Origin of the sequence: Neptuniibacter sp. SY11_33 (assembly GCF_047778025.1) — a bacterium.
Classification (GTDB): Bacteria; Pseudomonadota; Gammaproteobacteria; order Pseudomonadales; family Balneatricaceae; genus Neptuniibacter.
Genome location: NZ_CP180543.1, coordinates 2,887,557 through 2,914,505 on the forward strand (window position 1 = coordinate 2,887,557; position 26,949 = coordinate 2,914,505).

General features: G+C 43.7%; 25 protein-coding genes. 5 read left to right on the forward strand and 20 right to left on the reverse strand.

What is annotated here, in order from left to right:
- Positions 1 to 28: 28 nt before the first annotated feature.
- Positions 29 to 697 carry a pyridoxamine 5'-phosphate oxidase family protein gene (locus tag ACMXYV_RS13620; RefSeq protein WP_415889011.1) on the forward strand — a complete coding sequence of 223 codons (669 nt, stop codon included), beginning with the start codon at positions 29 to 31 and terminating at the stop codon, positions 695 to 697.
- 72 nt (positions 698 to 769) lie between these two features.
- Here ACMXYV_RS13620 and ACMXYV_RS13625 read toward each other — a convergent pair whose 3' ends face one another.
- The gene (locus ACMXYV_RS13625; protein WP_415889012.1) at positions 770 to 1,984 is read right to left on the reverse strand and encodes an alpha/beta fold hydrolase; all 1,215 of its coding nucleotides are present in this window, start codon (positions 1,982 to 1,984) and stop codon (positions 770 to 772) included.
- Positions 1,985 to 2,387: 403 nt separating this feature from the next.
- Here ACMXYV_RS13625 and ACMXYV_RS13630 point away from each other — a divergent pair, with 403 nt between their 5' ends.
- Positions 2,388 to 3,191, forward strand: a complete 804-nt coding sequence (locus ACMXYV_RS13630; RefSeq protein ID WP_415889013.1) for an ABC transporter substrate-binding protein — start codon at positions 2,388 to 2,390, stop codon at positions 3,189 to 3,191.
- Positions 3,192 to 3,324: 133 nt separating this feature from the next.
- Here ACMXYV_RS13630 and ACMXYV_RS13635 read toward each other — a convergent pair whose 3' ends face one another.
- From ACMXYV_RS13635 to ACMXYV_RS13655, 5 genes are all read right to left on the reverse strand, one after another.
- On the reverse strand, positions 3,325 to 4,521 hold the full coding sequence (locus tag ACMXYV_RS13635) for an FTR1 family iron permease (protein WP_415889014.1): 1,197 nt from the start codon (positions 4,519 to 4,521) through the stop codon (positions 3,325 to 3,327).
- Positions 4,522 to 4,523: 2 nt separating this feature from the next.
- On the reverse strand, positions 4,524 to 6,608 hold the full coding sequence (locus ACMXYV_RS13640) for a transglutaminase TgpA family protein (RefSeq protein WP_415889015.1): 2,085 nt from the start codon (positions 6,606 to 6,608) through the stop codon (positions 4,524 to 4,526).
- A complete protein-coding gene (locus ACMXYV_RS13645; protein ID WP_415889016.1) occupies positions 6,605 to 7,471 on the reverse strand; it encodes a DUF58 domain-containing protein in 867 nt (288 codons plus the stop codon). The genes ACMXYV_RS13640 and ACMXYV_RS13645 overlap by 4 nt, the downstream gene beginning before the upstream one ends.
- Positions 7,468 to 8,418, reverse strand: coding sequence for an AAA family ATPase (locus ACMXYV_RS13650; RefSeq protein ID WP_415889017.1), 951 nt, complete (start codon positions 8,416 to 8,418; stop codon positions 7,468 to 7,470). The genes ACMXYV_RS13645 and ACMXYV_RS13650 overlap by 4 nt, the downstream gene beginning before the upstream one ends.
- A gap of 70 nt (positions 8,419 to 8,488) precedes the next feature.
- Positions 8,489 to 10,000: a di-heme oxidoredictase family protein gene (locus ACMXYV_RS13655; RefSeq protein WP_415889018.1), complete on the reverse strand. Its 1,512-nt coding sequence runs from the start codon at positions 9,998 to 10,000 to the stop codon at positions 8,489 to 8,491.
- Between ACMXYV_RS13655 and ACMXYV_RS13660 the strand changes: the two genes are divergently transcribed.
- Positions 9,999 to 10,250: a hypothetical protein gene (locus ACMXYV_RS13660; protein ID WP_415889019.1), complete on the forward strand. Its 252-nt coding sequence runs from the start codon at positions 9,999 to 10,001 to the stop codon at positions 10,248 to 10,250. The genes ACMXYV_RS13655 and ACMXYV_RS13660 overlap by 2 nt on opposite strands.
- Before the next feature lie 318 nt (positions 10,251 to 10,568).
- On the opposite strand, the gene ACMXYV_RS13665 is transcribed toward ACMXYV_RS13660, so the two are convergent.
- The 14 genes from ACMXYV_RS13665 to ACMXYV_RS13730 all read right to left on the reverse strand — a co-directional run bounded on the left by ACMXYV_RS13665 (position 10,569) and on the right by ACMXYV_RS13730 (position 25,210).
- Positions 10,569 to 11,216 (reverse strand): prepilin-type N-terminal cleavage/methylation domain-containing protein, encoded by a 648-nt coding sequence (locus tag ACMXYV_RS13665; protein ID WP_415889020.1) that lies wholly within the window; start codon positions 11,214 to 11,216, stop codon positions 10,569 to 10,571.
- Positions 11,216 to 12,013: a type II secretion system protein gene (locus tag ACMXYV_RS13670; RefSeq protein WP_415889021.1), complete on the reverse strand. Its 798-nt coding sequence runs from the start codon at positions 12,011 to 12,013 to the stop codon at positions 11,216 to 11,218. The genes ACMXYV_RS13665 and ACMXYV_RS13670 overlap by 1 nt, the downstream gene beginning before the upstream one ends.
- Complete coding sequence (locus ACMXYV_RS13675; RefSeq protein ID WP_415889022.1) at positions 12,013 to 13,365, reverse strand: GspE/PulE family protein; 1,353 nt, start codon at positions 13,363 to 13,365, stop codon at positions 12,013 to 12,015. Before ACMXYV_RS13675 ends, ACMXYV_RS13670 begins: the two co-directional genes overlap by 1 nt.
- A gap of 16 nt (positions 13,366 to 13,381) precedes the next feature.
- On the reverse strand, positions 13,382 to 14,608 hold the full coding sequence (locus ACMXYV_RS13680) for a type II secretion system F family protein (RefSeq protein ID WP_415889023.1): 1,227 nt from the start codon (positions 14,606 to 14,608) through the stop codon (positions 13,382 to 13,384).
- 13 nt (positions 14,609 to 14,621) lie between these two features.
- Positions 14,622 to 16,220 carry a GspE/PulE family protein gene (locus ACMXYV_RS13685; protein WP_415889024.1) on the reverse strand — a complete coding sequence of 533 codons (1,599 nt, stop codon included), beginning with the start codon at positions 16,218 to 16,220 and terminating at the stop codon, positions 14,622 to 14,624.
- Positions 16,220 to 17,290, reverse strand: coding sequence for a type IV pilus twitching motility protein PilT (locus ACMXYV_RS13690; RefSeq protein ID WP_415889025.1), 1,071 nt, complete (start codon positions 17,288 to 17,290; stop codon positions 16,220 to 16,222). Before ACMXYV_RS13690 ends, ACMXYV_RS13685 begins: the two co-directional genes overlap by 1 nt.
- 8 nt (positions 17,291 to 17,298) lie before the next feature.
- Positions 17,299 to 17,922 (reverse strand): hypothetical protein, encoded by a 624-nt coding sequence (locus ACMXYV_RS13695; RefSeq protein ID WP_415889026.1) that lies wholly within the window; start codon positions 17,920 to 17,922, stop codon positions 17,299 to 17,301.
- Complete coding sequence (locus ACMXYV_RS13700; RefSeq protein WP_415889027.1) at positions 17,919 to 19,934, reverse strand: hypothetical protein; 2,016 nt, start codon at positions 19,932 to 19,934, stop codon at positions 17,919 to 17,921. The genes ACMXYV_RS13695 and ACMXYV_RS13700 overlap by 4 nt, the downstream gene beginning before the upstream one ends.
- Before the next feature lie 26 nt (positions 19,935 to 19,960).
- A complete protein-coding gene (locus ACMXYV_RS13705; protein WP_415889028.1) occupies positions 19,961 to 20,434 on the reverse strand; it encodes a hypothetical protein in 474 nt (157 codons plus the stop codon).
- 80 nt (positions 20,435 to 20,514) lie between these two features.
- Positions 20,515 to 21,594 (reverse strand): type II secretion system protein, encoded by a 1,080-nt coding sequence (locus ACMXYV_RS13710; RefSeq protein ID WP_415889029.1) that lies wholly within the window; start codon positions 21,592 to 21,594, stop codon positions 20,515 to 20,517.
- Between the two features lie 237 nt (positions 21,595 to 21,831).
- Positions 21,832 to 22,113, reverse strand: a complete 282-nt coding sequence (locus tag ACMXYV_RS13715; RefSeq protein ID WP_415889030.1) for a hypothetical protein — start codon at positions 22,111 to 22,113, stop codon at positions 21,832 to 21,834.
- A gap of 153 nt (positions 22,114 to 22,266) precedes the next feature.
- Positions 22,267 to 22,512: a hypothetical protein gene (locus ACMXYV_RS13720; protein WP_415889031.1), complete on the reverse strand. Its 246-nt coding sequence runs from the start codon at positions 22,510 to 22,512 to the stop codon at positions 22,267 to 22,269.
- A complete protein-coding gene (locus ACMXYV_RS13725) occupies positions 22,512 to 24,650 on the reverse strand; it encodes a hypothetical protein (protein WP_415889032.1) in 2,139 nt (712 codons plus the stop codon). The genes ACMXYV_RS13720 and ACMXYV_RS13725 overlap by 1 nt, the downstream gene beginning before the upstream one ends.
- A complete protein-coding gene (locus tag ACMXYV_RS13730) occupies positions 24,647 to 25,210 on the reverse strand; it encodes a hypothetical protein (RefSeq protein ID WP_415889033.1) in 564 nt (187 codons plus the stop codon). The genes ACMXYV_RS13725 and ACMXYV_RS13730 overlap by 4 nt, the downstream gene beginning before the upstream one ends.
- A 117-nt stretch (positions 25,211 to 25,327) precedes the next feature.
- Here ACMXYV_RS13730 and ACMXYV_RS13735 point away from each other — a divergent pair, with 117 nt between their 5' ends.
- Both ACMXYV_RS13735 and ACMXYV_RS13740 read left to right on the forward strand, forming a co-directional pair.
- Positions 25,328 to 25,807 (forward strand): DoxX family protein, encoded by a 480-nt coding sequence (locus ACMXYV_RS13735; RefSeq protein ID WP_415889034.1) that lies wholly within the window; start codon positions 25,328 to 25,330, stop codon positions 25,805 to 25,807.
- 341 nt (positions 25,808 to 26,148) lie between these two features.
- Positions 26,149 to 26,916: a class II aldolase/adducin family protein gene (locus tag ACMXYV_RS13740; protein WP_415889035.1), complete on the forward strand. Its 768-nt coding sequence runs from the start codon at positions 26,149 to 26,151 to the stop codon at positions 26,914 to 26,916.
- Positions 26,917 to 26,949: the final 33 nt, after the last annotated feature.

Here is a 26,949-nt window from a genome sequence, read left to right on the forward strand (position 1 = left end):
TACTAAATATATTAAAATTGGATCTTACATGAACCAATTATACCCATTACTCTTCCTCCAGCTAAACCAATCACCCGATAAATATGAGGAGGAAAAGCAGATGAGTAACTTTACCCCTACACCAAAAACACAGGTTAAACGTGGTTTGAAAAAAGCGACCTATGATCAAGAAACAATTTATCAGATCATGGATGAAGCACTCGTCTGCCATGTTTCATGTAATTGGCGCGATCAAACTATGATTCAACCAACACTGCATTGGCGTGAAGGCGATTACCTCTATATTCACGGTTCAAGTAAAAATGGTTTATTCCAAGCATTACTTGCCGGAGAGGAAGCAGCAATAGGGATTACCCTGCTGGATGGTTTAGTGTTTGCGCGTTCTGCTTTCCACCATTCAGTCAACTTTCGCAGCGTGATCATGTATGGCAAGGCCAAACTGATCGAAGAAGAACAGGAAAAGCGTCGACAATTAGACTTGATGCTAGAAAAGGTCAAAGCAGGAAGATCACAAGAAGCGAGACCGGCTAATGATGTCGAACTTAAAGCTACTGCGGTTTTGGAATTTAAAATCGAACAGGTTTCAGCGAAAGTTAGAACCGGAGCACCAGTGGACGAGCCAGAAGATATGGCATTAGATATTTGGGCGGGTGTTCAACCAATCCGCCAAGTATTCGATGAGATTATTTTCGAATAGGTAGATCTATATGAAAGGTTTTACAGCTATATGCTGTAAAACCTTTATTTACCTAGCTCGCCATTTGAATGGCTAAGATAACGCGGTCTTAATATTGATCTCGCCTTCCAAAGTCTTATGAACGGGGCATCGATCTGCAATATCAAGCAAACGTTGTCGATCTTCCTCAGATAAGTCACCGGTCAGGGTTATACGCCGAACAAACTGATCTACTTTACCTTCAGACTGTTCGCAGCTAGAACAATCCTCTGCATGGATTTTGTCATGGGTAACATCCACCTGCACATGCTCCAGAGGCAATTTTTTATGACGCGCGTACATACGAATCGTCATTGAGGTACAAGCTCCCAAACCAGCTGCAACTAATTGGTAAGGAGTAGAACCTAGATAATGACCACCATAACTCACCGGCTCATCTGCAATTATATGGTGACCTGCTGCACTGATATCCTGAGTAAAACTGTCCGGATCAGCTTCACTTACGCGAACAACACCTTCAGGGGCATTCATCTGTTTTGGTAACAGTTCAACGTCTATATAACGCTGCACCCAAGTTGAAATCACTTCAGCGGTATACTCTGCATCCTCGACACGCGTAAGCAGATGATCAGCATTATCTAGGGTGATAAAGCTCTTTGGGTGTTTAGCCATTTGGAATATCCGTGCAGCATTATCCAAACTCACGGTTTCATCCATTGGCGCATGCAGTACCAGTAGTGCTTTTTTCAGATGCTTAACCTTAGTCTCTAAAGATAGATCTGAAATATCGTCTATAAATTCACGACGAATTGTAAAAGCTCTGCCACCCAGTTCCACTTCCGCCGAACCTTGGTTACAGATTGTATTTACATGATCACCAAAATTATGAATAACATGCTGCGGCTCAGCTGGAGCACCAATCGAAACTACAGCTTTCGCCTCTTCTATTCTATCGGCCGCAGCTAAAACGGCAGCACCGCCTAGAGAGTGACCTATCAACAATTGCGGTGCCTGATAGTTTTCTCGTAAATAATCAGCCGCTAATGCTAGATCAGCAACATTAGAACTAAATCCGGTATTGGAAAATTCCCCACCCGAATGCCCCAACCCGGTAAAATCAAAGCGCAGAACAGCGATACCTAAGGATGCTAAACGTTGAGCTATTCGTCTAGCAGCAGGTATATCTTTGGAACAGGTAAAACAGTGCGCAAACAATGCATAAGCCGCAGGTTTGCCAACGGGTAGATCCAAACGCGCCGCAAGTAATGATCCGTCGTGACCCTTAAATTCTAAACGCTCTGTTTTCATGTTCATTCCTCACAAACTCAACCAATGAAGAACCAGTATTCATCAAGCACTAAACAAGCTCCATTTACTTCTCTCTATAGCTTGGATAGGTAAGATTTATGACCTAAGTTTTTAAAGATTGTTCAAGCACCTAACCTAGAGGCAAGGGATAATACTCTTGATTAAATCGTAGTAGCGAAATGGAAGGCTTTTAGATACCTGCCTATATTGAAAATATCACTCGTAAGCAGATGAGTCAGAGATGAAGCTATTTACAGGGATCTTACTTTATTGCTTTTGCATACCGGCATATTCTCTCGATGTATTTTTTGTTCATAGCTATCACCATGCTTATCCTTGGGTTCAGGAATACTACACCGCATTCAAAGATCGTTTAGGGACCGCAAGTTTAGAAGATTATCAAATGGATACTAAACGTATCCCACATCAAGATTTCCAAACGAAAGCAAACGAAGCAATCCAACTTATCCAACAGAAAAAGCCAAAAGTGGTAGTCGTATCAGATGACAATGCACTTCGTTTAGTTGGCAAACCTGCCCTGCAACAAGGTTATAAGGTTGTCTTCCTAGGGGTGAACGGCAATCCTAGACTTGTCCTTCCGATAACATCCAACCTTGCTGGCGTACTAGAGCGTCCCCTACTAAAACGTTCAGTAGCAGAACTAACACGCATAATACCTGACTTAAGAAGAATCCTCGTGTTGATGGATGATGGTCCTACAACTACAGCAATTATTAATACATCTTTCGATTCTAAAATGCGTCAAGAGATTGCAGGGGTTCAAGTTAATGTCAGACGCTTAAGACACCTACAGGAATGGCAAGCCGAGATTGGACAAAGCAAAGCTAAAGGCTACGACCTAATTATTATCGCCAATTACGCAAAATTATTAGATAACGAAGGAATAGCCGTGGAGCTGGATGTAACAAGTCGCTGGAGTAGCCAACACTCACAAATCCCCTTGTTCGGTTTCTGGGGATACTCGATCGGTAAAGGAAAAGCTGTCGGCGGCCTCGTTTTATCTGGGGCCGATCAAGGCAGATCCAGTGCAGATATAGTCAATCATTACCTTAAAGAAGAACGTTTCCCTAATCCCTCTATCGTTACCCCAAAGAAAGGACGCTATCTATTTTCAAAGTCCGAACTGCTGCGTTGGAAGTTGATACTCCCCGCCGATATCGAACATCAGGTTGAGTGGATGCAATAATTTAGAACGGCTATTTAAGACTTAACCAATCACGATTTGACCTTATTACCCTCAGCAAAATGTAAGGCCGAGGCTAGAAATAAAAGGCCACATGCGTTATCCGAAAATAGCCCTTATTAAGCTCGATATAGGCTTAAGCTACCGTCACTTTCTGCTCTGCGCCTTTGGCATTCAATGCAACTTTTTTACGTGTAACCATCCACCCCAAAACTGGTAGCAACATCAATGCTAATTGCGCACAGATTGATTCTAATGTTGGGAACAGACCCAGCCAACTGATGGTTGGTACTGCCTCAAGGTAAGTACTTCCTATCCATCCAGCTACTTGTAACTCGAGCGTAGCTTTACCCGCAAAGATCACTGAAAGGCTGTATAGAAGAGCAGCAGTTCCAGTGAAAAATTGCTTTAGGGGCAATTTAACAGAAAGTTGGAAGATCAAAACATACACAGCTAACAGTGCCACAACCGCACACCCAAAACCTGCCATGATGGCATCAAGCTCACCACCAGAATCGCTAATCAAAGCCTGATAGAACAAGATCGTTTCCGCGCCTTCTCGATACACGGCAAAGAATGCAACAGAGATAACTGTCCATAAACTTCCTTGGCCTATAGCTTGGCCCAAACGATCATTGATATACCCCTGCCACTGTTGCATCTCTCGTCGTGCAAATAACCAAGCACTCACATAACTCAACAGCACCGCAGCCACAAGCATAGTCACACCTTCTAAGGTTTCACGAGCAGCTCCACTATTTTGAATGAGTTTATTTAGAGCGAGGGCGGTTAGAACACTTGCACCCAAAGCAGCCAAAGCACCTAGCCAGATTAAATTCACCTTATCCCCAGCGCCTGCTTTTCTGAGGTAAGTCACAAGCGCCGCGACTACCAATAAAGCTTCGATACCTTCTCGTAAAAGGATCAAGAAAGACTGGATAAGTAGTTCAGTAAAACTAGCCGAACCACTATCGATCATAGGCGCGACTTCTAATAACGCTCTTAAGTCCAGCCATTGGTTTTGCACTTCGGTTACAGGCTTGCCTGTAACCGCACTGTTAATAAGTCGGCTAAAAGAAAGCTCTATCTGTAACATGGCGTCAGTATCCGCCTGTCCGACTGCAAATTCCAATCCTTGTCCTTCAAAATGTCCGAAATAGAGCTGCGAGAAGCGGTTACCAAAATCGATCGCCTGTTCAGGCTGATATTCTTCTGCAGCTTTATCTCCCGCACTTATCAGGTGCAACATAATGGCAGGATAATCACTAGCAGCCTGCGCCGCTGTACCTATAAAAGCGTAGAATAGAAGCACCCAAATTTTAAATATTCTCATCGTCATATCATCGCTACCAAACGTTTTACGTCTCGCACAAAAAGGGCCTTCCCTTCTGCTGTATTTTGTTGGCCATAACGTACCGCCAAGTACTGATTAACCACCTGTTCCAGAGCCGGGTATAGCTCTGGCTTTTCAATTTTGACCCGAGTTAACCACTGGCTTGGACATTCGCCGTCTAAACAAGCTAGACCCAACTTACTAAACCGTTCATTTAACTGGTCAAAAGCGCGAACAACAGGGTCAGTTTTCGCTTTCTTAACTTGTAAAAAGAGCGCATAAACAATAGCTAGAAGCACTAAGCCCAAAACGCTCAATGCGAGAAGGTTTTTCCAATCGACTTTGCGTAAGCCAGACTTTTTCAGGAGTTCAACTTGACGATCAGGGTTGTAATTTAAAACCCAAGTTTCCATCCCCGAGCTCAGTTTTTTCAACCAGTTCCAACTAGAAGTGGTTTGCTTATCAGAGCTTTTAGCAGCCTCAGGCTTTGCTTGGGACTGTTCAGTGACAGTAGCTGATGTAGGTTTCGCTGGCTTAGCGTCGGCCAACTGAGTTTGCTTCTTCGTCTCGATCTTAGGTTTCGGTACGGCGGTCCTCTCCGGAGGTACAACTAAATCTTTACTTTCAATTCGTTGCCAACCGATATCATCACTCCAAGCCTCCACCCAAACATGAGCATGTTCCTGCTTAACGACGACGAAATCAGTCAGTGCGATTAGGCTACCTCCGCGATAACCGCTAATAAGGCGAGTAGGTATACCCGCAGCACGCAAAATCATTGCCGTACTCGATGCTAAATGCTCAATCGTTCCAGTTTTTTCATCAAAGAAATATTGATCAAGACTGTGGTTACTTTCCCCAATATCTGAGGTCAATGACATTTGATAACCGTTCGAGGCTAGATGGGTGTACAGAACATCGATCTTTTCTTGATCGGTACCGTATTTAACTGCCAGCTCCTCCCCAAAAGCCTTCAGACGCGGGTTGGAGTTCTCTGGATAAGCTAAATACGCAGAAAATTCCTGTTCAGAAAGTTTGCGACCGCCAGTGTATTCAAGCCAAGCAAAGATATCGTATTTAAATTCCCAGCTAATTTTACGAATACCTAACAACTGCATATCTTTCGATATTAGCGCTTCAGGTGTTTGTCCTGTTGGTAGGTCTAATGCATATAACCAATGACCAGCATGAGGAGAAACCCGAGCTTCGTAATGCACTTTATCGCGCTTACTGGTTAGAACTTGCTCCACCGCTTTTTGGCCACGATAAGAACCCTTAAGCAGATTACTTCGCTTATCCCAATTATCCGGCAAACTCCAACTGACTCCATCATAGTCACTAAAGACCGGTCCGCGCCAATACATACGGCTCTTATAAGGTACATAACCACTAAATTCGGCAACTAATACTGGAGCATCGCTACGCTTTAAACGACTCACTTCACCTGCTTTGAGTGATCCCTTTAGCCCAATATCTTTAGCATCTTGATCGATTGCCAGCTCAATCGGTAAACCGATGGCTAAGCCTAAATCCCACAATGGTCCCTGTACCCGAGGCATAGTGATAAACAGCACTACCGTAATCGGTAATAGAGCTATGGAAATAAGACCACTTTTCTTCAACAACTGTCCCGCTGATAGACGTGATTCAGAATCATTTATGGCAATTAAACAGGTGATCATCAAAACACCCATCATCATTAAAAATGCTATTGCAGGTAAGCTAGGTAGGTAAAGGCTACTCAGAGCCGCTAACAAAGTACTCGCCAGAGTAACGACTCTATATTCGCGAAGCGTATTCGACTCACCCCATTTTAAAATTAACACTGCATATAGGACTGAAAGCACGGCTGTCGCATTGAACCAGCCTTTGCCATTTAGGTGAATGAGGGAAATACAGCCTAACAAGAAGGTGATAATAACTGCCCAGCGTATAACAGGCTTATGTTTAATTTTCTGATGGATCGCTATAACGACAACAGAACTCAGCAAGAGAACAAAGCTAATGTGCCCCCATGCTGGAAGAGCACTTAACAGTAATAAAATAAGACTCAATAATTGAGCGCGAGAGGAGAAAAAGCCGATCACAACACGACCTCCTCTGGCATCATGGCTAACTCACTTAAACACTGCTGAGCGTGCTGACCTGTTCGATTAGGATCGATTTCCTTGGCTGGTAATCGCAAACCAAACTCTCGACCCATTTGCTGACACTCCAATACCCAATGGCAAAGGCAGCTAATTCGGCTCTCATAATCCATCCCTTGTGTATTGTTCCAATCCAGCCACAAGCTAGGATCACCATCAGCACCATCAAAATGTTTAACCTGCAGTTGACCTCTGCGTGCCACTGCTCGCCAATCGATGCGTTTTAAGTTATCCCCAGCTTGGTATTCACGTAGTCCATCTAGCTCTTCTGCTTCTGATTGGCTATGCGCTGCACTTCCACTCGCAGGCTGATCTAATGCAGCAAGATCTTGCGCTTCGGGATAGATTAAAACTTCAGGTAACTGCGCTATTTTTCGTTTAAAGGTAAATAAACCTAAGGGCCAAATGCAGCTCATTTCTATTGACTGCGCTAAAGATAAGCCTCGCTTATCTGCATTGAGGTCTAAATTCCAAATTTGCGTCGTATCAGCAGGTAGGTGGAAATATCGATCACTGCCATTTAGCTCGATATAAAGGTGGTCAGAACCCACCAGATCTTTAACTGATATTTGATAATTAATTTTTTGGCCCAAATGAACAGGCTTAACCCGAACATTAACGACTTCTATGCCATTCATATTGCGGATAACAAACCAGACAGAAAGCAGGAATGCCGCCATAAGGAAAAAGCACAAAGTAAAAATCAGGTTATTACTGAAATTGATTGCTATCAACAACAGCGCAAACAGCATTAACACAAAACCAATGCCTAAACCTGTGGGAGCAATACGCCAGCCTTTCATCGTGGAACAGCAACCTGTTCTAAAATTAGCTGACCATTTTCCACTGGACTACAAGCACCGCTAATACGTTGTAAACGATGACCTGCAACATAGGGGAATACAGTTTGAATATGCACAGGTAGCAGATGCTTTGAACCTTCTAACCATGCCCAAGCTTTAGCTGCGTTTAACAATGCTAAACCTGCACGTGTAGATAAACCATTGGTGAAATGATTACTCTCACGGCTGAACTGCAGCAATTCGTACAGATAAGCCAACGCGGTTTCACTACATACAACTCTGTTTGCTTGCTTCTGATATTGCTCTAGCTGTTCAATATCGATCAGACTTTCAACCTGATTCAACAGATCACGTCGACTCTCCCCTGCCAAAATTTCTAACTCAGCAGCCTTCACTGGGTACCCCATCTGAATTCGCATCAAGAAACGATCCAGTTGTGATTCAGGCAAAGGTGCTGTTCCAATCTGTTCTGCAGGGTTTTGGGTAGCAATAACAAAGAAAGGTTGCGGCAACGGGCGTGTCTCACCTTCCAAGCTTACCTGCCGCTCCTCCATCGCTTCTAAAAGCGCACTTTGTGTTTTAGGCGTCGCACGATTGATCTCATCCGCTAAAAGAAACTGGGTAAAAACAGGCCCTTCAACAAAATGAAAAGACTGACTTTGCGCTTGGTAGATAGACGCACCTAATAAGTCAGCAGGCAAGAGATCATTGGTGAATTGAACACGGTTATAATCCAATCCAAGCACTTTCGCTAAGGAGTGAGAAAGTACAGTTTTACCCATCCCCGGAAGATCTTCTAAAAGAAGATGACCATTAGCCAATAGACAGGTAAGCGACAATTTAATTTGTAATTCTTTACCCAGAATCAACTGGTTTAACTGCTGATACACCGGCTGTAATTCACTTCGAACGGACTGCGTTTCTAAGTGCAAATTTAATGATGTCACTATCACTGCTCCAATTGTTGCTTATTTCAGGCAATAAAAAACCGCCTGCTAAAGAGCAGGCGGTGAATCTTTATAGAGATTTAAGGAATTTCACAATCGCTTCACGATCAGCTTGGGCAAGCTTAGTGAAGTCCTGTTTAGACTGTTCAGCTTCGCCACCATGCCAAAGAATCGCTTCTTCCAAGTTACGCGCGCGACCATCATGCATAAAGCGGGTATGACCGTTTACAGTCTCAACCATACCTATGCCCCACAATGGTGGTGTGCGCCACTCGTAACCATCCGCATCAAATGATGGACGATGATCAGCTAGATCCGGCCCCATATCATGAAGAAGGAAGTCCGAGTAAGGGTGAATTGTCTGATTATGTAAGCGGCGCTGACGTTGTTCAGTACCCGTTACAAAGGTCTCGCGATGACAGGATTCACAACCGGTATCTTTGAAGAGTTTTTCTCCACGAATTACATCTGGGTTATCAAGATAGTCACGCCCTGGAACACCTAGGAATTCAAGATAAGTAGTGACCGCATTCATTTGCTGTTCGGTCATTTCAACCGGTGCATCGGTTGTACCAGACAGAGCTTCTTTACAGGCTGTTTGTGTACTTGTGCAGGTTTCAACTGGGAACAATGGGTTAGTAACCCCCATATCATTAACAGCAGCATCCATACTCTGATGATTGAGTGTTGGTGTCTCTGCCTTCCAACCGTATTTACCAATCATGTGTTTGTTGAATTCAACACTCCACACGTTGTTCACCTTACCGGAAATACCATCACCGTCTTTATCTTCAGGATCCGCATACTCCAAAATTGATTGGTCTGTAATCGCATCAATCAAACCCATACCGATCATAAATGGAGCGATGCGCGGCGAGATCATCGCATCGTCGCCCAATGGGCCGTAATTCTGTTCTGGGAAGCTATAAATAGGCTTTTGCAAACGGTATTCAGAGCCATCGGCATACTGACCAATAATCTCTTCATAACTGATATTTATGCTGACCTCAGGTTTATGACCGGGGATAGCATTATCAGCAAGCTGACCACCATAGATAGCATGAGGCTTAGGCCCGCCATGGGCATCAGTACCAGGAATAGAAACACGGAATAACAAACCATCAGCAGGCGCAGAAAAGTCAGTTGGCGGAGCAGCACGACCGTCTTCGACATGACAACCTTCACAAGAGGTCGAGTTGAACAAAGGTCCTACTCCGTCGGCATCCGCTCTATAGCCACTCGTCACCGCAGGTGTAAAAGGTCGCTCAAAAACACCATCGCCATCATCGAAAGTCGCTTGCATTTGCCAAGGCAAGTTTTGCGCTTCGGTAATAAACGAGATATCACCGAAGAAGAAATGAGTTAGATCACCGCCTGAGAGCGCTTTAGGGTCTTTGTCTTTGAGGTAATCTAACGCAGCCCAATCATCTCCGTAACCGGAGAGAGGTTTGATCTTTGATTCATAGTAGGTGTAACCCAGAACACCAAGGCTAATAGCCAATGCGCCCAAACCAATTTTGAGGGTTAAACGTGAAGATCTTGGTGTTTTTTCAGACACGTCTGAAACAACGGAGGAAGTCATGAATGGCTCCAAATTATTATGTGTATTAGTTCTTTTCCAACGACCTGATTTCTCAGGCCTGCTTAATGAAGAAGCACCACTAACCACACTCGCCACGAGTGCTGATAAGCAAATACAACTTCAGGAAGTAGGAAAGCAACTAACACCACATCACCCATTGATGCTGGGCCAGAAACCATTCTTACTGTTCGAGCTTAAACGACTGTCAAAAGAGACAAAGATGCACTATTTAATGATGTGTATGAAATAGTGAATAAAGACAGATATAACAGCTCATAAATAAAGGCGCGAATTTTAATAAAATTTTATCTAATTTACAAATGAGAATCGTTTCTCCTTGTGCGTTTTTTGCTGTCTATACTGCTCTGCATCAATAAAAATAAGAGTTGGATTTATGACAGGGCTAAGCACGCTAAAAGCGCTTACACTCATTACCAAGCTATACACGGGATACGCATATAGCTTGGCGTTTATTTTTCAGAGTAGCTTAGTCTTGATTATGGCTGCAATTGCTACGTTGAGTTATGCACTACTAAAACAGCATAGTTATCAAAACCAGCACCTTAGACTAGATACAGAGAGACATACTCACCGTAGTCGCACCAGTAGATGCAGCCCCTTCACGGCAACTTAGTACGTTAACAGCACCTGAAGCCACAGATATTAAATAGTAAGAACCTGCAGGAGGTGACGTTAACAAAGTATATCCGTCACCTTCATCTCGTTCGAACTCATATTCAACACTACTAGAGTTAGAAACTTGACCCGCAGCACCATCGAGTCCATAGGTACTTAAAGCTACACTTGCCCCACTGTTTTGGTATTTCCATCCAAAATCAGCCTCAGGTGCGACACCCCTATTTCCCCATCCATCTCGATACATTGGAGAGCCTTCTTCAAAATCAACATCGAGAATATACGGGCCTGCCCAATTTTCATTACTGGTATTACCGCATTCTGTATTACCAACGGCATCGACCTTAGATTTCAGCACTAACCAATCTAAGTTAGTTGGGAATGAAGAGCAGTCATCATAATAATTCGACAATGCTGTCTGGATATTATCTCTGCGCTCTTTGGTTAGGTCATATCGCGCTTGATTACTTTCATGCACAACAAACTCAGTCGCTAAAGACGCAATCAAGCCCATTACAGCAACAACGACTACAAGTTCCAGCAGGGTAAAACCATGCTGTTTATTTACAACATTTTTCATTATGGGTTCACCCTTAGAATATGAACGATATCGTTGGTAACAGCATCAGTAAGGTCAGTATCTAATGCGCTATCAGTACCCGCACTTACCAATGCGATACAGCCATTGCCGGACTGCAAACAATCAGTAACCGCATCATTTTTGTAAGCAGTAAAGTAACGATACGCCTGACCGGTAAATTCTCGTCTAACCCAATTTCCGGAATAAGGAACGGCAGCACATGATTCCGCTCCCAATGTATTGCGCTCAAAGGCATCAGTTAAGCCAGCCGATTGCTTGCCATCGAAGCCGGTATCAAAATTTGCTTCACTTAGCCCGCAAACAGTCACGTTATTAACAACGTAATTCTGCGAAGAGGGTTCTAAATATGGTCCATTCCAACCTCTCGAACGGTTGACATCCCAAGCTAAACGCTCAAACGGAGCTGCATCACTACCATCAACTTTGTCATCATCATTGGTATCAAAAACCCTAGGAGATACAAAAAGCCACTCTAAGTTCTCTGTCTTGTTGTAATCAGTTTTTTCATCGCCTGAATCAGCACCAAACAGTGCATCACCACTGAAAATCCCGTCTCTAGGAAAATACCCCGTATCCTCTTTAAACCGATAGATCGCCGAAGCAATACGCTTCATTTCAGTTTGAACTAGCTGCTCTTGAGCATCCTGTTCGTAACCATCCATCGCCACAGCAGCTATCCCTGCCATAGCAGCTAATACAGAGACAACCACCAGCAGCTCGATAAGGGTAAAACCTTGTTGGCTTTTCTTATTTGGGAAATTATGTTGATTAGACATTACACAACCTCCTCTACTTGCTCAGATTGACTCTGAGTACGCTGCAATAGTTCTGGAATATTCAGTAGCTCAGTTTCAGCTTGTTCAACTAAACCAAGTACGCGCTCTACTTCATCTATATCCGTTAAACCTGCTTTGAGCTTTTCCAGTGCAGAACGACGAAGATCCGCAATACCATTGGCATCAGCATAAGCTTCAACATCTGCGTCAGTAGCCCCATCTGCGATTAAACGCGATAAGGTATGAGTCACAGGCAAAACCTCGAAGATGCCAATTCGGCCTTTATACCCTGTAGGGTTTCCTTCTCCGGTTTTAGCTCTATAAAGCTCTAGACCTTGAAGCTCATCCTCTTTGAAGCCAATCGCTAATAAACGATCCTTAGACACCTCAGCACGTTCACGAGTAGCTGGGTCTAACTTACGCAGTAAACGCTGGCTGATAATCAAGCTCACAGTCGAAGCTATGTTGTACGGGTCTACACCCATATTGCGCAAGCGCGATATCACTTTAGGCGCTGAGGTTGCGTGCAGGGTGGATAAAACAAGGTGACCGGTATGCGCAGCTTTAATCGCTGAATCGATCGTTTCGTGATCACGCATTTCACCCAGCATGATGACATCAGGATCTTGGCGCAGAATCGTACGAGCCACATTGGCAAAGGTTATACCCTGCTTCTGGCTGATATTGATCTGATTAACCCCTGGCAGGTTAATTTCGATTGGGTCTTCTATGGTGTAAATATTGCGCTGCTGACTGTTTAGCTGCTTTAACAAAGTATACAAGGATACGGTTTTACCGCTACCTGTAGGCCCGGTAATTAAAATCATCCCTTGCTGTTTTTTGGTTGCTTGCTGAGCCAATTGAATCTGACTTTGATCCATACCTAAATGATCTAAATTCAGCAGTTCTTCTGGCAGATAAAGCATACGCAAAACGATGGTTTCACCATAGAGTGTCGGCGTAACTGAACAACGGAAATCTAAACCAACTTTTTCTGTAATCATCATGCGGAAACGGCCACTTTGAGTGCCCCGGTGTTCCGCGATATCTAAACCAGAAATAACTTTCAAACGTATGGTCAGCAAGTTACCAAAACCACGAGGCATAGAGGTTAGTTCACGCATAACCCCATCTACACGTACCCGAATACGTAGCTTTTCTTCGTAAGGCTCGAAGTGAATATCCGAAGCCCCTTCTCGTACCGCATCCAGTAACAAACCATTTAGATAAGACGGTGCTGTTTGATCGTTATAAGTATCTGTACCTTGATCAAATCTATCCGCATCGGATTCATTAGCCGCAAAAATCAGGTTATCTGCGCTAACGTCGTACTTTGTTAAATCAAATTGCATAATTGCTCTCCCGACTTTAACCCGCAGAAACCTGCATCATCGCTGTAAAAAAGGCGTAATAAACACCACCGACTAGACCACCCACAACTAATGTCATTGCAGGTTCGATCATTGCGATCATCCGTTTAATTCGAGCTTCTGCCTGATCTTGGTAATAGCGCCCCAGCTCCAACATCACGTGTTCTAGCTCACCACTACGTTCACCAATCCCGGCCATGTGCTGAACCATCATAGGAATATTTCGTTGGTTAAGGCCTACAGCCAAACTTCGACCTGCCAGAATTTCATCACTGGCATGAGAGAAACAAAGCGATAAGCGGTCGTTACTTACAACCGAACTCACCACTCGAAGAGATTCAAGTACGGTTAAACCACTACTCAGCAGCATGGACATGGTCCAACCCATCTGCGCCATACCCGAAGTTTTAATCGAATTACCGATCAGAGGAAGATTGATCAAGACACGATCAATAACAGCCTTACCAACCTTCGTGGTGTAAGCCACTAAAATCGCGAAGATAATTACACCCACCGTCACACCAAGATAAAAGCCGTAATCAATTAACCAAGCAGAGACATCCATCATGACTTGAGTTGCTGCAGGTAACTGTTGCGATTTTCCCTCGAGCATCGTGGCAAACTTAGGCACTATGCTTAAAGCTAAGAACAACGTCACACCTATCGCCGCGGTCACAACCAGAACCGGATAGATCAAACTAGAAACAAATTGACGCTTTAGCGCGGCGCTTCGTTCTAGCGAGTCAGCCAAGCGCTCTAAAGTCATTTGTAACTCACCCGAGGCTTCACCGGAAGCGATCAACTTGGCCACGATCGGCGGGAATTTACTGCCCTGCTTTTCAATCGCATTAGCAAAGCTACTACCGCCCTGAATTGCCACTAGAATATTGATCAAGCTATTGCGAAGTTGAACCTTCTCGGTCATTTCCGAACAGAGCTCTAAGCCCTGCATTAAGGTATTACCCGAGCGCAGCATTAGAGATAGCTGACGGAAAAAGATCACCTGATCCGCAGCACTGGCGCTGGTATAGCGTTTAATTGAGATGTAACTAAAAATCTTTGCGATGAAGGCAATCAAGCTGAACGCTTGCCCACCCGCATCAAGTTTTAGGACATGTAAGGAGCGTGACCGTAATTGTGCGGTTGCGTCTGCAGCACTATTCGCTTCAACAGTGCCTTGACGCTCACGTCCCTGAGGGTCCAACGCTTTATAGCTGAACTTCATCAGATAGTTTCTCCTAATACAGATGCATTGCTTCTTGAAGGCTTGTTGTGCCTTCTAGCACTTTATCTCTGGCGTCTTGCCAGAGAGTACTGAGCAGACCTGCACCCGCAGCGGCTTCTGCTATCTGTTCATCTTCAGCACCCGAATGGATCAATAGTTCTATCTCTTTATCAATCCATAAGGTTTCATAAATCCCTACACGTCCCCGATAGCCACTACCGGTGCACTGAGGGCATCCATGGTTGCGATACAGAGTAATCTCTTCACTCTGAGACAACTGAAGAATCTCACGCTCTCTCTGATCAGGCTGATAAGCCTCCTTACAGTGAGAACATAAACGACGTAATAATCGCTGAGCTAATACCCCAGCGAGCGTTGAAGAAATAAGGTAGCGGGGGCAACCTATATCGATAAGGCGGTTTACCGTGGCGACGGCGCTGTTAGTGTGCAACGTAGACAGCACCATATGTCCTGTCATTGCTGCGCGAACCGCGGTCTCTGCCGTTTCGTTATCTCGAATTTCACCTACTAACATCACATCAGGGTCGTGACGCAGGAAAGATCGTAACGCTTTAGAAAAGCTAACTTTTTCGGATACCTGAACCTGTGTCGTACCTTCGACAACCTGTTCAATAGGGTCTTCAACTGTTAGGATATTAAGCTGCGAAGCATCCAGTTCACGCAGGGATGCATACAGCGTGGTACTTTTACCGCTACCCGTAGGACCGGTTACTAAGATAATTCCGTAGGGTTTGGCTAAAGCTTGTTTCATTGAGCTTAGGATATGATCCGGCATACCTAAATCAGAGAGAGTCTGACCTGCTGTACTCTGACCCAGAACCCTTAAAGTCGCTTTTTCACCCCAACGGCTAGGGATGGTTGCAACACGAAGTTCAACTTCATCAACCTCAAACCAATCTTGAATTTTGTAGCTAAAGCCACCATCCTGCGCCATATTTTGCTCAGCGATATCGAGGCCCGCAAGCACCTTAATACGCGACATCAACGACTCGGAAAGCTCTTTGCTGATCGGACGTTCATAACTTTGCATTTTGCCATCGACTCGCATACGCAACAGCATGCCAGTCTCGTGAGGCTCGAAGTGAAGATCCGTCGCCGAACGGATATACGCCTCTTTCATAATGTCATCAATAATCGTGACAGCATTGGCACTCATTTCATAAACATTAAAATGCTTACGAATAATGGATTCGATTAACGCAGGATCAGCTAACGCTGATGTCGCTCGTTTACCTATTATCCTCTGTACCGTATCCAAGCCCATGCGATCATCGGGGTCTGACAAAAGAACATATAACTCACCTTGATATTTAACTGGAGCAAACATCCGCCTAAGTAATGTTTCAGCATTAAATGGATTGAGTAAGTTAGTATCTATATCGATCGAATCACGATCTAGAAAAGGCAAAGAACGGCTATCAGCTAAAGCCTGATACAGCGCCGTTTTTGGATAACGGCCTGTTCTACACAACAGTTCGATCAGGTCAGTTCCTGATCGCCTAGCACTACTTTTAAGTTCAGGCAGCATTATTGGGTCGATTAAACCCGCCTGAGTACCGGCGTTGAGTAAACTATTTTCTTGTGCGGCCATTATTGACCACCCAGCATACGTTCAAACGAGCCAATATCTCTACACAAACTACGGCCTGACTCGAGGGTAATCTTCTTCGCCGTAACTAAGCGCGCAAGCGCCTGATCTAAAGTCTGCATCCCCTGCCGAGTACTACTCTCCATCACAGAATAAATCTGCTTTGATTTAGCGGATTCGATCAAGTTAGCGACAGCAGTATTCACCATCAAAATTTCAGCAACTACCGCCCGCCCTTTACCATTAGCAGTAGACACTAGATTTTGAGCAACTACCGCTTTTAAAGCTTGCGCTATACGTTGACGCGCTACGCCTTGCTCATTTCCGGGAAAGCTACCAATCAAACGCTCAACAACACCCACCGCATCATTGGTATGCAAGGTCGAAAATACTAGATGACCGGTTTCAGCCGCCGTAAGTGCGGTTCGCATGGTCTCTAGGTCTCGCATCTCGCCGACCATTATTACGTCAGGATCTTCACGCAAAGCTGCTTTTACGGCGCTAGCGAAATCGGGAACATCGGTATAAAGCTCGCGCTGATGGACGATGGACTGCTTATTCTGATGAACAAATTCCACCGGATCTTCTACCGTCAGAATATGTTTAGCTTGATTCTCATTGATACTGTTTAAGATGGCAGTCAGTGTCGTTGATTTGCCTGATCCTGTAGCACCGCAAACAAGCACCAAACCGCTTTTTAACTCAGCCAGATAATCCATTTGTGGGGGCAAGCCCAGCTCACGAGTCGTTTTTAATCCACCATCTAAAAAACGAATAGCCAAAGCGGTATTACCTTGTTCACGATAGGCATTGACCCTAAAACGATGTCCAGCCTCAGTGCTGCAACCCATATCTAAGGTTTGATCGTTGTGAAATTGCTCGCGTTGGGAATCGCTCATCAATGCATAAGCCATCTCATCCACCAATTCTGATGAATACGGCTCCTCATCATTACGCGTAATTCGCCCATGAATCCGATAGGTTGCAGGTAAGCCTACAGAGATATGAAGGTCGGATGCTTCAAGGCGGACACATTCATCCATTAACCGTTGAATTTGCTCAAGACTGCTCATAAAACGCCTTAAATCCTCAATTCCAGTTCAACTTTCAACAAACTGTTTTGATCATTGAGCAATTCAACATTTAGATCACTCACATAGACTTGATACTTCAATCGATTAAGCCCATCGACAAAACGCACTAAATTTAAAAACTGTCCACTTAAAACCAACTTGAATACAGGGCGTTCCTGCAAGTAATCTCGTAACTGCTCACCCGTCAATTGAGAAACATTTACGCTAGGTTTCAGCTCACTTGCTTTCATCCGGGCCACACGTAATTGATTGGCATATGCCAGTTGGGTAAGTTCTAATTTAAGCGCTTCACGCGCGGTTGCATCGCCAATAGGCATTAGTGTACTGGCATAGCCTTTTAGAGAATTTTCTTGTCCTTTTAACTGCTGCTCTAATTTAGATAACACCTGGACACTAATCCCATCTTCCAATTCCGGCGCTTTAAAATCCCCTATCCGCTTCTCTATACGGTCGGCTTTCCGATTCGCCATTTTTTCCGTATGAAACATCGCTTGCCAGGTTTGAGCCGCGTAAAACATATAGCCAGCTAGTAGAGTAAATATGACCAGAATAAGAACTTGTTTCCGCTCTTTACTGGATAGATTGAAGTACTTTTCCCTTACCCAGTTCATTTCTGATCCCCTACCACATAAGTACCGACCTTTTGACGAAGTGTTATATTCACTTGATAAGGAGAAAAATCGCTGCCATCTGTATTTTCAAGTTCCGAAACATCAGAGCTAAACACTTGATAATCAAGCGGTTCCATCACTTTATTTAACGCACTGACAAATTCCTGCCCTTGGGTATCCCCATGAGCTAAAGCAGCGATCATTAACATTTCTTCAGATTGAGTAATACTTTGAATACTCACCCCTTCCGGAGTCACTAACAAAAGGGACTTTAAAAGAATATTGATCAGATTTTTATCTCGAGGCAGATCTGTACCCAGAAGAATTAACAGGTCTGCATTCAAAGCCACTTCATCAGTAGCTTCTCGAATTTGTTGCTTTAGCTGCCCCTGTTCGGCAACAATGCCAGCAAACTGCTGTTTAAGTTTACTATCCGTTTCAAAACGAGAATCCAATTGATCCAAACGCTCTTGCTGCTGCCACATATTCCAGTGCATCCAACCGAGAAAGCCAGCCATCAATAGAGCTACAGCTACAACAGCTGAAATTTTAAGTACTTTCGGCGAAAGCAGTTTTTTAAAAAATGAGACTTCGGCATCTCTTGCAGGGATCCAGCTCAATCTCGCTTTAGCAACATGATTTAGAAAGTGCTCTGCTGCGCCAGCGATACCTAAGAGAGCCTCGTTGTAGAGATGCTCGGGCTTCGGAATATCCAAGCCTTCGAAATTTAATGTTTCTACATCCAGAGCGGTACTATTTGATAAAGCAAAAAGTATTTCATCTTTTTCCTTACCCTGAAAATTGACATAGAGCTTATGCAGATCAGCAGGTAAGACGCCTATTAACCGCTGAATCTCATCCTGACGCACCTCACCATATTGGCGCTCTTCAACACGAATTTCATTGACCGCGTTTGCCCCACCTAAAATAAACGCCAATTGCTCTTGGTGGATTTCAAGCAGCGCCTGTTGGGGATCAGTACAACGCTGAGTAAGCATTGCAAAACTGCTACCAACCGCAGGATAAAACGCCTGAAGCTTTATGTGGTTCAGATTAAAAGCACCAACCCAACGGCGACGAACGGATTTGCTCATCCCGCTCACCAACCATTTGTGAGCACTATCACCATCATCATCAGTACTTAAGAGTGCTTCATCGCTTAAACCTTGCGTTAGTTGTGGCTCTTCTGCTTGCCAGCCATAAGCCAGGTCATCATCAACAGCGATAAGCTTACCTTGCAGAACAAAACACTCTTCTAGTTGCTCGTGGGTAATGTAATTGAGCTGAACCGCCAGATCACCGAATCGTAATAGACCATCTTGTCCACCCTGACTCTGTCTAATCTGAAGTTCTTCAACTAATTCATCTCGCTGAGACGCGGTTAAATAACCACGTTCCACCAGCATTGACCCGATTAGCCAGTGCTTATTTTGCTGGGTTAAGGTCCCCTCCAACTCCCAACGAATAAGCTCGCGCATCTCATCATCAGAACGTGGACGCAATGGACTAACGGGGAGCTCAACAATAGAGGAGATAACACTCGGGGTAACTAAAATAGCTTGTTTGGGAAGGCGCTTATGATGCTGCTTAAGCTGATCAACAACCTCAGCTATTGCGCGGGTAAAATCAACATTATTAGATTCCGCTGCAGGGCCAAGTAATGCCCCATGACGAGCATTACGAATTAAAACACCACGCAATCCAAAACTACCAGCCTGAAAGGCTAAAAGATTGTAGCTTGCACCTGGAGTAGGTAAACGAATCCAACTTATGAGGGATTTAAATCGACTTTCCTTTTGCTCTGCAGCAATAAGTTCAGGATCTACAACTTCGCCATCATCATAAGCACGATCAAGCGTTATTAAATGAGATACATCAGCGCTTTCTTCCCGATTAATCACTTCAGGCTCAAAAGGATTGACTAACTCATGCTGATCTAAAGGCGGCTCGTCCAAAAGACCATCATTATCGTTAGGATGTTTTCGTTTTAAAAACTTTTGCAACACTGACATGACGCGTTCACCAACAAATGAATAAATTAGTCCTGAGGCTTTTCTTGGGCCGCGACGATCACTAATCTAGGGCCTTTGGAATAGTTGTATATGTGCATAGCATAGAACTGTGTAGGCACTTCCAAGTTTATCTGCCGCAACATTTTGGCTGCCTCATGAGTCACATAAACGCCCAACACAGGCCCCTCTTGCAAACCCACAAAAGCACTGTGATCTATAGTTGGCAATTCAGACTCACTCTGCCACAACTGCAGAGCATCATAGGCAAGAGAAAACTTTCCAGCCTTAGGCATAGACATTAGCTGTGCCTGAAACTGAATAGGCTCAGGCTGTATCATCAAACGCTGTTTTTTTTCTGCCATCTGGGTAGATAGTTGGTTTTTATTTACAAACTGAACAAGGTTAACTGATTTGTATATTCCTCGTTGATCCTGCAAGACATCAGCAAGAGAGGTAGAAATAGAAGAAAGCATACATAAAGATAACAATACAAAGCGCATCACACTGGCCTAATTCAATGCTAAAAAGCCGGTCAGAATCATCTGACCGGCTTACGGGTTATCTAACCGGTCAAACCGTATTAGATAGTGTTACGAGTACCGTCCCACTCACCCAGTTCTTCTTCTTTAGTATCACCAGCACCATCAACAATTGCTGTCAGAGAAACTTGATCGCCGGGAGTAACAGTACCTGTAGCAGTTAAAGTACCTACATTAAATAGTGCGATAAAGCGATTGTATTCTGTTTCAGAAACGTGACGATAAACAGGCACTGAAGTCATACCGCCAAGATCATTTGCATTAAACAATGTAGAAGATGGCCCCATGCCAACAGCTAGCAATGCAGCAGGATCAGGGGTATTAGCGTCAGCATCCAAAGTTACAGTCATAACTCCAGTTGTAGCATCAAATGCAGTCTGAGCATCCATATCTTGGCCCGCTTCACCCATTACTCGCTCATAGCCACCGCTCCACAACGCAACTTGCGCTGTATCACCCGCAGTACCACCTACAATTTCACCATCTTCATCAAAGCTCACAGTATAACCACAGCCATTAGCAGCTGGTGATAGGAAGATATTACCCGCAACCACCGCATTACCACGACTAGCGATAATTTCTTCTTGGCTAGGATTAGCTGCGTCCGTACCAGCACAGGTCAACGCCGTATCTGTTCCATCCGCATCCAAATGGGTACCGACATACTGTAAACTGTCTAGGCCGCCCGCTTGCATTACCCCTGCAGCAGCTACAGGTAATGCTACTAATGTAATATCTTCAATTGCCGCGACAGATAAAGGAGCTGCATCAGTAGCTGCATCACCTGCCGAAGTTTGTACCAGTGAATCAAAGCCTGTCGGCAGAGCATTTTTATTTAGTACTCGGAAAGTACGAACGCCCTTATTTAATTCATCCATCATAGCAACGTGAGCTGCAGCAGATGCACGCGCGTCTGTATCTTGTAGCGCGATAGTCGCGGTACCCGCGATAGCTGCAAGAATTGCTACAACAACCAAAAGCTCAAGCAGTGTAAAACCGCCCTGCTTAGCTTTCAAATTACGGAACTTAGAGCGAAGCTCGGCATCTTGAATCTGTGATTCTTCAACTTTTGCAAAACGAGCCATTAGCGCTTCGCGCTTTTCCATTAGAGATTTCAACATTTTTATAACTTCCAGTTTCTAAAACGATTTTGGGTTAAGACTGTTTGACGTAAGAGCTGACTCTCCCCTAGAGAGCTACGGCATCTCACCCAGTCCGATTTAGAACGCTTCCCTTGGCGCTGCTTCTACCGCGAAACTAAGGCCACCCGCCTTGCACCTTTTCAGAGCAATTCCTTTTACTCCTACTGCAGCATAACTGCGTACCTGATCTCTCAGGCAAAAATTAAAAAGAGAAATCTAAGAAAGAAGATCTCTTTTCAATAAAGCTTTGATTGGCGACTCATTCGCCAGAGCACTGTCGCAATCCAGTACGTAACGGTACTGTTTACCACAATGCAGAATGACTTCCTTTTGTCCACGACGGAGGATTTTTATCTCAACACTGATATCACCATAGCCGTCGTGACTGAATAGCTCAGTGTAGAGTTCAAATAGCTGACCCAGCACTTCTTTATGCTGCTCAAGCTTTGCCGATGGCTCAGCTTGATTGCTACCCGTTTGAGTTTGCACTTGATTCACAACACTACCTTTATATTTTTCACTCAATCTTAAAGTTGAGTTTATAAGTAAGCTTCCGTGCTTTGATTTCCAATCAATCTAAGTGCGAATCATTATCATTACTACCATCATATATGTCAAGTGCTTAATTTACATTTTTTACATTTAAGTAAATCAGTCTTGGTATTTAACGGTTGGAATATCCGATTTATCAGCCAAATCAAACTCAACAAAGTAGCCTGATTCAACATCACTACCTACAGAGGTACTTTGTGGATAGATATAAAGAGAAATTGAAGTCGCAGGCTTTACAGAACCACCCTCTTCAACAGCTTCATGAGGCTGAACAGACTGATTCAGAGCACAACCACTCAATACTAATAGAAAAGTAATTACCGCAGCTTTAAAGAGATTTGCCATTAGCGATCCACTCCATTATTCACAGCTGAAACCACCTGATTGAAGGGCTTATTGGACAAAAGATATAAATCGCCTTCATCACCGTTCCGACCAAATGCAGCCAAACGCTCTTGACCAGCAGCAGACGCCAACCAATTACCAGGCAACTCAGTCAGATCAACCACTCTGGACTTATCTAAATGATTGCGCGCTTTAAGCAAAGTGATATGCAAACCATTCTGCTGCCAACTACCCACAGGCCAAACACTTAAAGATGGATCAGAGAAAACCAAAGATAACGGTGACAAGGTAACCGGTACATCTACAAGCCCCTTTGGCTTATCAGCATCATTACCACGGCCAATCTGGGCGGCATAACGGGTTAAACGGATGAAATCGGTAACCGAATACTGCTTTGTATTTTGCGAAAAAGACTGCACATCAACTTCATATGCAAATTCTTTAACTTTGCGGCTTTGATCTTCCGACTCTTCTGGATTCATCAATACATGCGGTGTAATCAGCATTACGTACTGAGACTTTTCATCCCTTTCCTCTTTAGAGCGAAACATCTCGCCAATAATAGGAACTTGACCAAGCAGAGGAACAACCGTTTCATAATCCGATTGCTCACTCGTAATCATCCCTCCAAGCGCTATTGTCTTGCCATCTTTTGCAACAACAACAGTTTTCACATTTGATTCCTGAACCGCATCCAGCGGAATCGTTTCAATGCGATTGGTCTCAGAATTAAAAAAAGGAAAGTTCATACCATTTCTTTCAATACTGGAAGTATCTTGAAAGATATCAATCGTCACCGTTCGATCAGCATTGACACTAGGCAATAAAATCAGGGTATTACCGATTTTACGGCGCTCCGTTTCTAATGTTGTTGTAGTACTGGAGGTGCGATCGCCATTATTATTTGCTGCAGAAAACTCGGTATCAGTTTCCAAATTAACCGGTACAACCTGTTCAGAGCCAATAAACAAACGTGCTGGTCGATTATTAGAGGCCAGCATCACAGGCTTAGCCACAACTTCTGCTTGATTATTCTGTTCTAAAAAAGCCACTTTCGCAGTTACATAATTACTGAAGAACTCGTAAAAACCACCATCAACATCGTTAAATCCAAAGCCAGTACTTTTTTTACCTAATAACTGCGAAAAAGTATTTGTTAGCTCATTGATACCAACCCCACTCGTCTGATATTGAGCATTACTTAAATCCAAACTACTTGGACTTTGGCTTTCTAATGCCTGATAGTTACCAGTCACATTCAAGGCATCATTAAAACTAAGATCAAAATCCTGCTCATACCCCTCACCCACATCGATCTTAACAATCTTCATCTCAAGCAAAACTTGAGGCGTAGGCTTATCACTCTCTTTAATTAAGCGTGCAATTTCAGCCAAAGCATTTTCATCACTGGTACGTACATGAAGCAGATTATGAATTTTGTTGGTCGCTATATAAATCGGTGTTTTCGCACCTAATAACTTATTGGCAGAATCTTCAGAAACTTCCTCTGCACCACCCAACTGACGAAGCGCACCTTTTGAAAGTGATTTCTCGGCAACCTGATCCTCATCCGTTCGATCAAATTCTTCACGATCTAACTCTTGGATCTTAATTTCATCGGAATCATCCGAATCGTTATTTATCGTGGTGGCTTCATTGGTGTCCCCCACTTCTAAATCCAACCCCTGAAAATCGTCATTACCCTGCTGTAGAGAAAGACGGACTCGATCACCAAATAAGCTCTGAATAGTGACAGCGGTGGTACTTACATTTTGATGACGAAGCGTAAACGTCCGAATCACGTCATCCCTATACACCACAATATCGTCCTGATATTGTTTCTCAGTCATAATGATGTAACTGTTTCCCAGCTTACTATAGCGATACCAAAGACCAGCAACTCGCGACAGCATTTCTACTGCATGCTTAAGCTCTGTCTTTTGCAGCAAAAGAGTGACCTTTTCCGAACTAGCCTCTTTAGTTACCGCAATATTGGCGCCCGTCATTGAGGAAAGAATACGAGCAGCATCACGTATTTCTGCATCCTTAAACTCTACAAACTCGATTCGTGCTCCCGCCTGAGCACCGCCCACCAGCAAGGAAGTGACAATTAGGAAAACACTATAAAAACGTTTCACTGCACTACTACCTTTTCACCCAGACTTCCAAATTCAACAATCAGATTCAGAGCATTAATCTCTACAACTCGGATCACCATATCGCCACCTAACTGCTGCAAGCCGACCTTGTCCCCTTCATGCACAACAAAGGTTCCTTGCCCTTCAATCTCTAAAAGCCCAGCCTTTTCTTCGTCTGATTTAATAAACCCACGAAACTGCATAACAGGCAGTCCTCCTTGATCTTGCTCCCTTTTCCCTGCGAGGGTCTTATTTAAAATACTTGAAGCCCCTAGAGACTCTGCCGTTTTTTGGCGCGGAATAAATCTTGGTTTTGCAGCCTTTTGCTCTACCTTAAGCTCTTGATGCACCAACCTTTCAAATGGGTCTCGATGCCGATTCTTTACTTGCTTATTTAACTTCTGGTTAATCTGCGAGTAATAATCATCAAGCGTTTGCAAATTTTTACCTAGGTCTGTCGTATTGATAAGACGATCAACTACATCAGAGGCCTCTTCAGGCTCAGCGGCAAATACCGCTCCAGACAAACAGCCCAAAAACACCAGAAAAAAAGTCCTCACTCAGACACCCCAACATCAGGTTATATGCACACAGCGTGATATTTTAAACTAACCCTTGAAAAAAACAATGATGAGAATCATTATCTATTACCTTATCAATTAAGATTGGAGATCTTGATGCAAATGGATTTAGCCCTTCTGGGATTAAGACTTACGCTTGGCTCAATTTTTATTGTCCATGCTTGTGATAAATTTGGCTTGGAAAGCATCTGGTTTTTATGGGAATTCGATAACTGGACCGCCTACTTCACCCAGGCAATATTCCCGTTTGCTGAAATAGTTAATAGCTTGTTTCCTTTCTTGAACTCCGAACAAGCTTTTTGGCTTGCTCTAATTACAGCATCTATAGAACTTATAGCAGGATGGTTTCTTGTATTAGGTATCGCCAACAGAATCGCAGGCTTTTTACTCACATTAATGATGGGTGTCGCAATTTATTTCCATTTCCCTCAAGGCTTTTATGGAAGCGATGGTGGATATGAATGGGCGATGCTATGCCTAGGAGGCAGCCAAGTCATGATGTTACTAGGTGAGGGAAACTTTTCTTTATCAGCTCTCTTTAGAGCCGTAAGCACTGAGCAGACCAGATCGTTCTAAATTAAAGTCTTTAGCTAGCTCACAACAACCAAACATGGATTTGATCGTTTAGCTAAAGAAAATCTTAACCAACAAATGGAAGAAACATAAAACCTAGTGCAACAGCACCAACAAGCGCAATTACAGGAAATTCCAATACAGATTTGTTCGCTGGACTATTCATAACAACCCTCCTTATCAGTAATAGGAATCATTATTATATAACAGAACGGCAGATGCAAATAATTCTTATTACTAATTTATAAGCTCTACCCTGTAACCAGCTTTTATTTTCCTTTACATGTATAATTCCCCTCTAAAATTTACTCCAAAATCTAGGCCTTCTCGGTATTGAGGACTGTATGCTAGAGCTACCGAAACTTGATTTAAAAAACAAAGTATCACCAGAAGAATGGCAAACTCGTGTTGATTTAGCAGCCTGCTACAGGCTTGTAGAGGATATGGGATGGGGTGATCTTATCTACACTCATATCTCTGCAAAAGTCCCAGGTACAGATCATTACCTGGTTAACGCCTTTGGCCTGAGCTTTGACGAAGTGACAGCCTCTAATCTAGTGAAGGTCGATCTTGAAGGTAATATTTTAGACAACACCCCCTTCAAGATTAATCCAGCAGGTTTCACTATCCATAGCGCTGTACACGAAGTTCGAAGTGACGCACATTGTGTTTTACATCTACATACAAAAGAATCTATCGCTGTAGCCTCACTTAAAAACGGCCTTCAACCACTTAGCCAATATTCATGCTTTGCACTAGGCTCACTTGGTTATCATCAATATGAAGGCTTAGCAGTCAATCACGAAGAGAAAACTCGCCTTCAAGCCGATATGGGCGAATACAACTATCTATTATTATCTAACCATGGCGCATTAACCGTTGGGCCGACGGTAGGTGATGCATTTATGCGTATGTATGATTTGCAGCGCGCTTGCGAAGTGCAATTACTAATTCAATCCACAGGTCAAGAAGCTATTCCCGTAGTACCTGAAATTGTTGAAGGTATTTCGAATCAAGCGAATGTTGTTCATTCGGGTTCTACGGGTGGACAAAAATCATGGCCAGCGATGCTGCGTCGTGCATATCGACTCGATCCTAGTTTCGAATCTTAAAATCCAAACAAGCGGCACTAAAAGTTAAGGTTA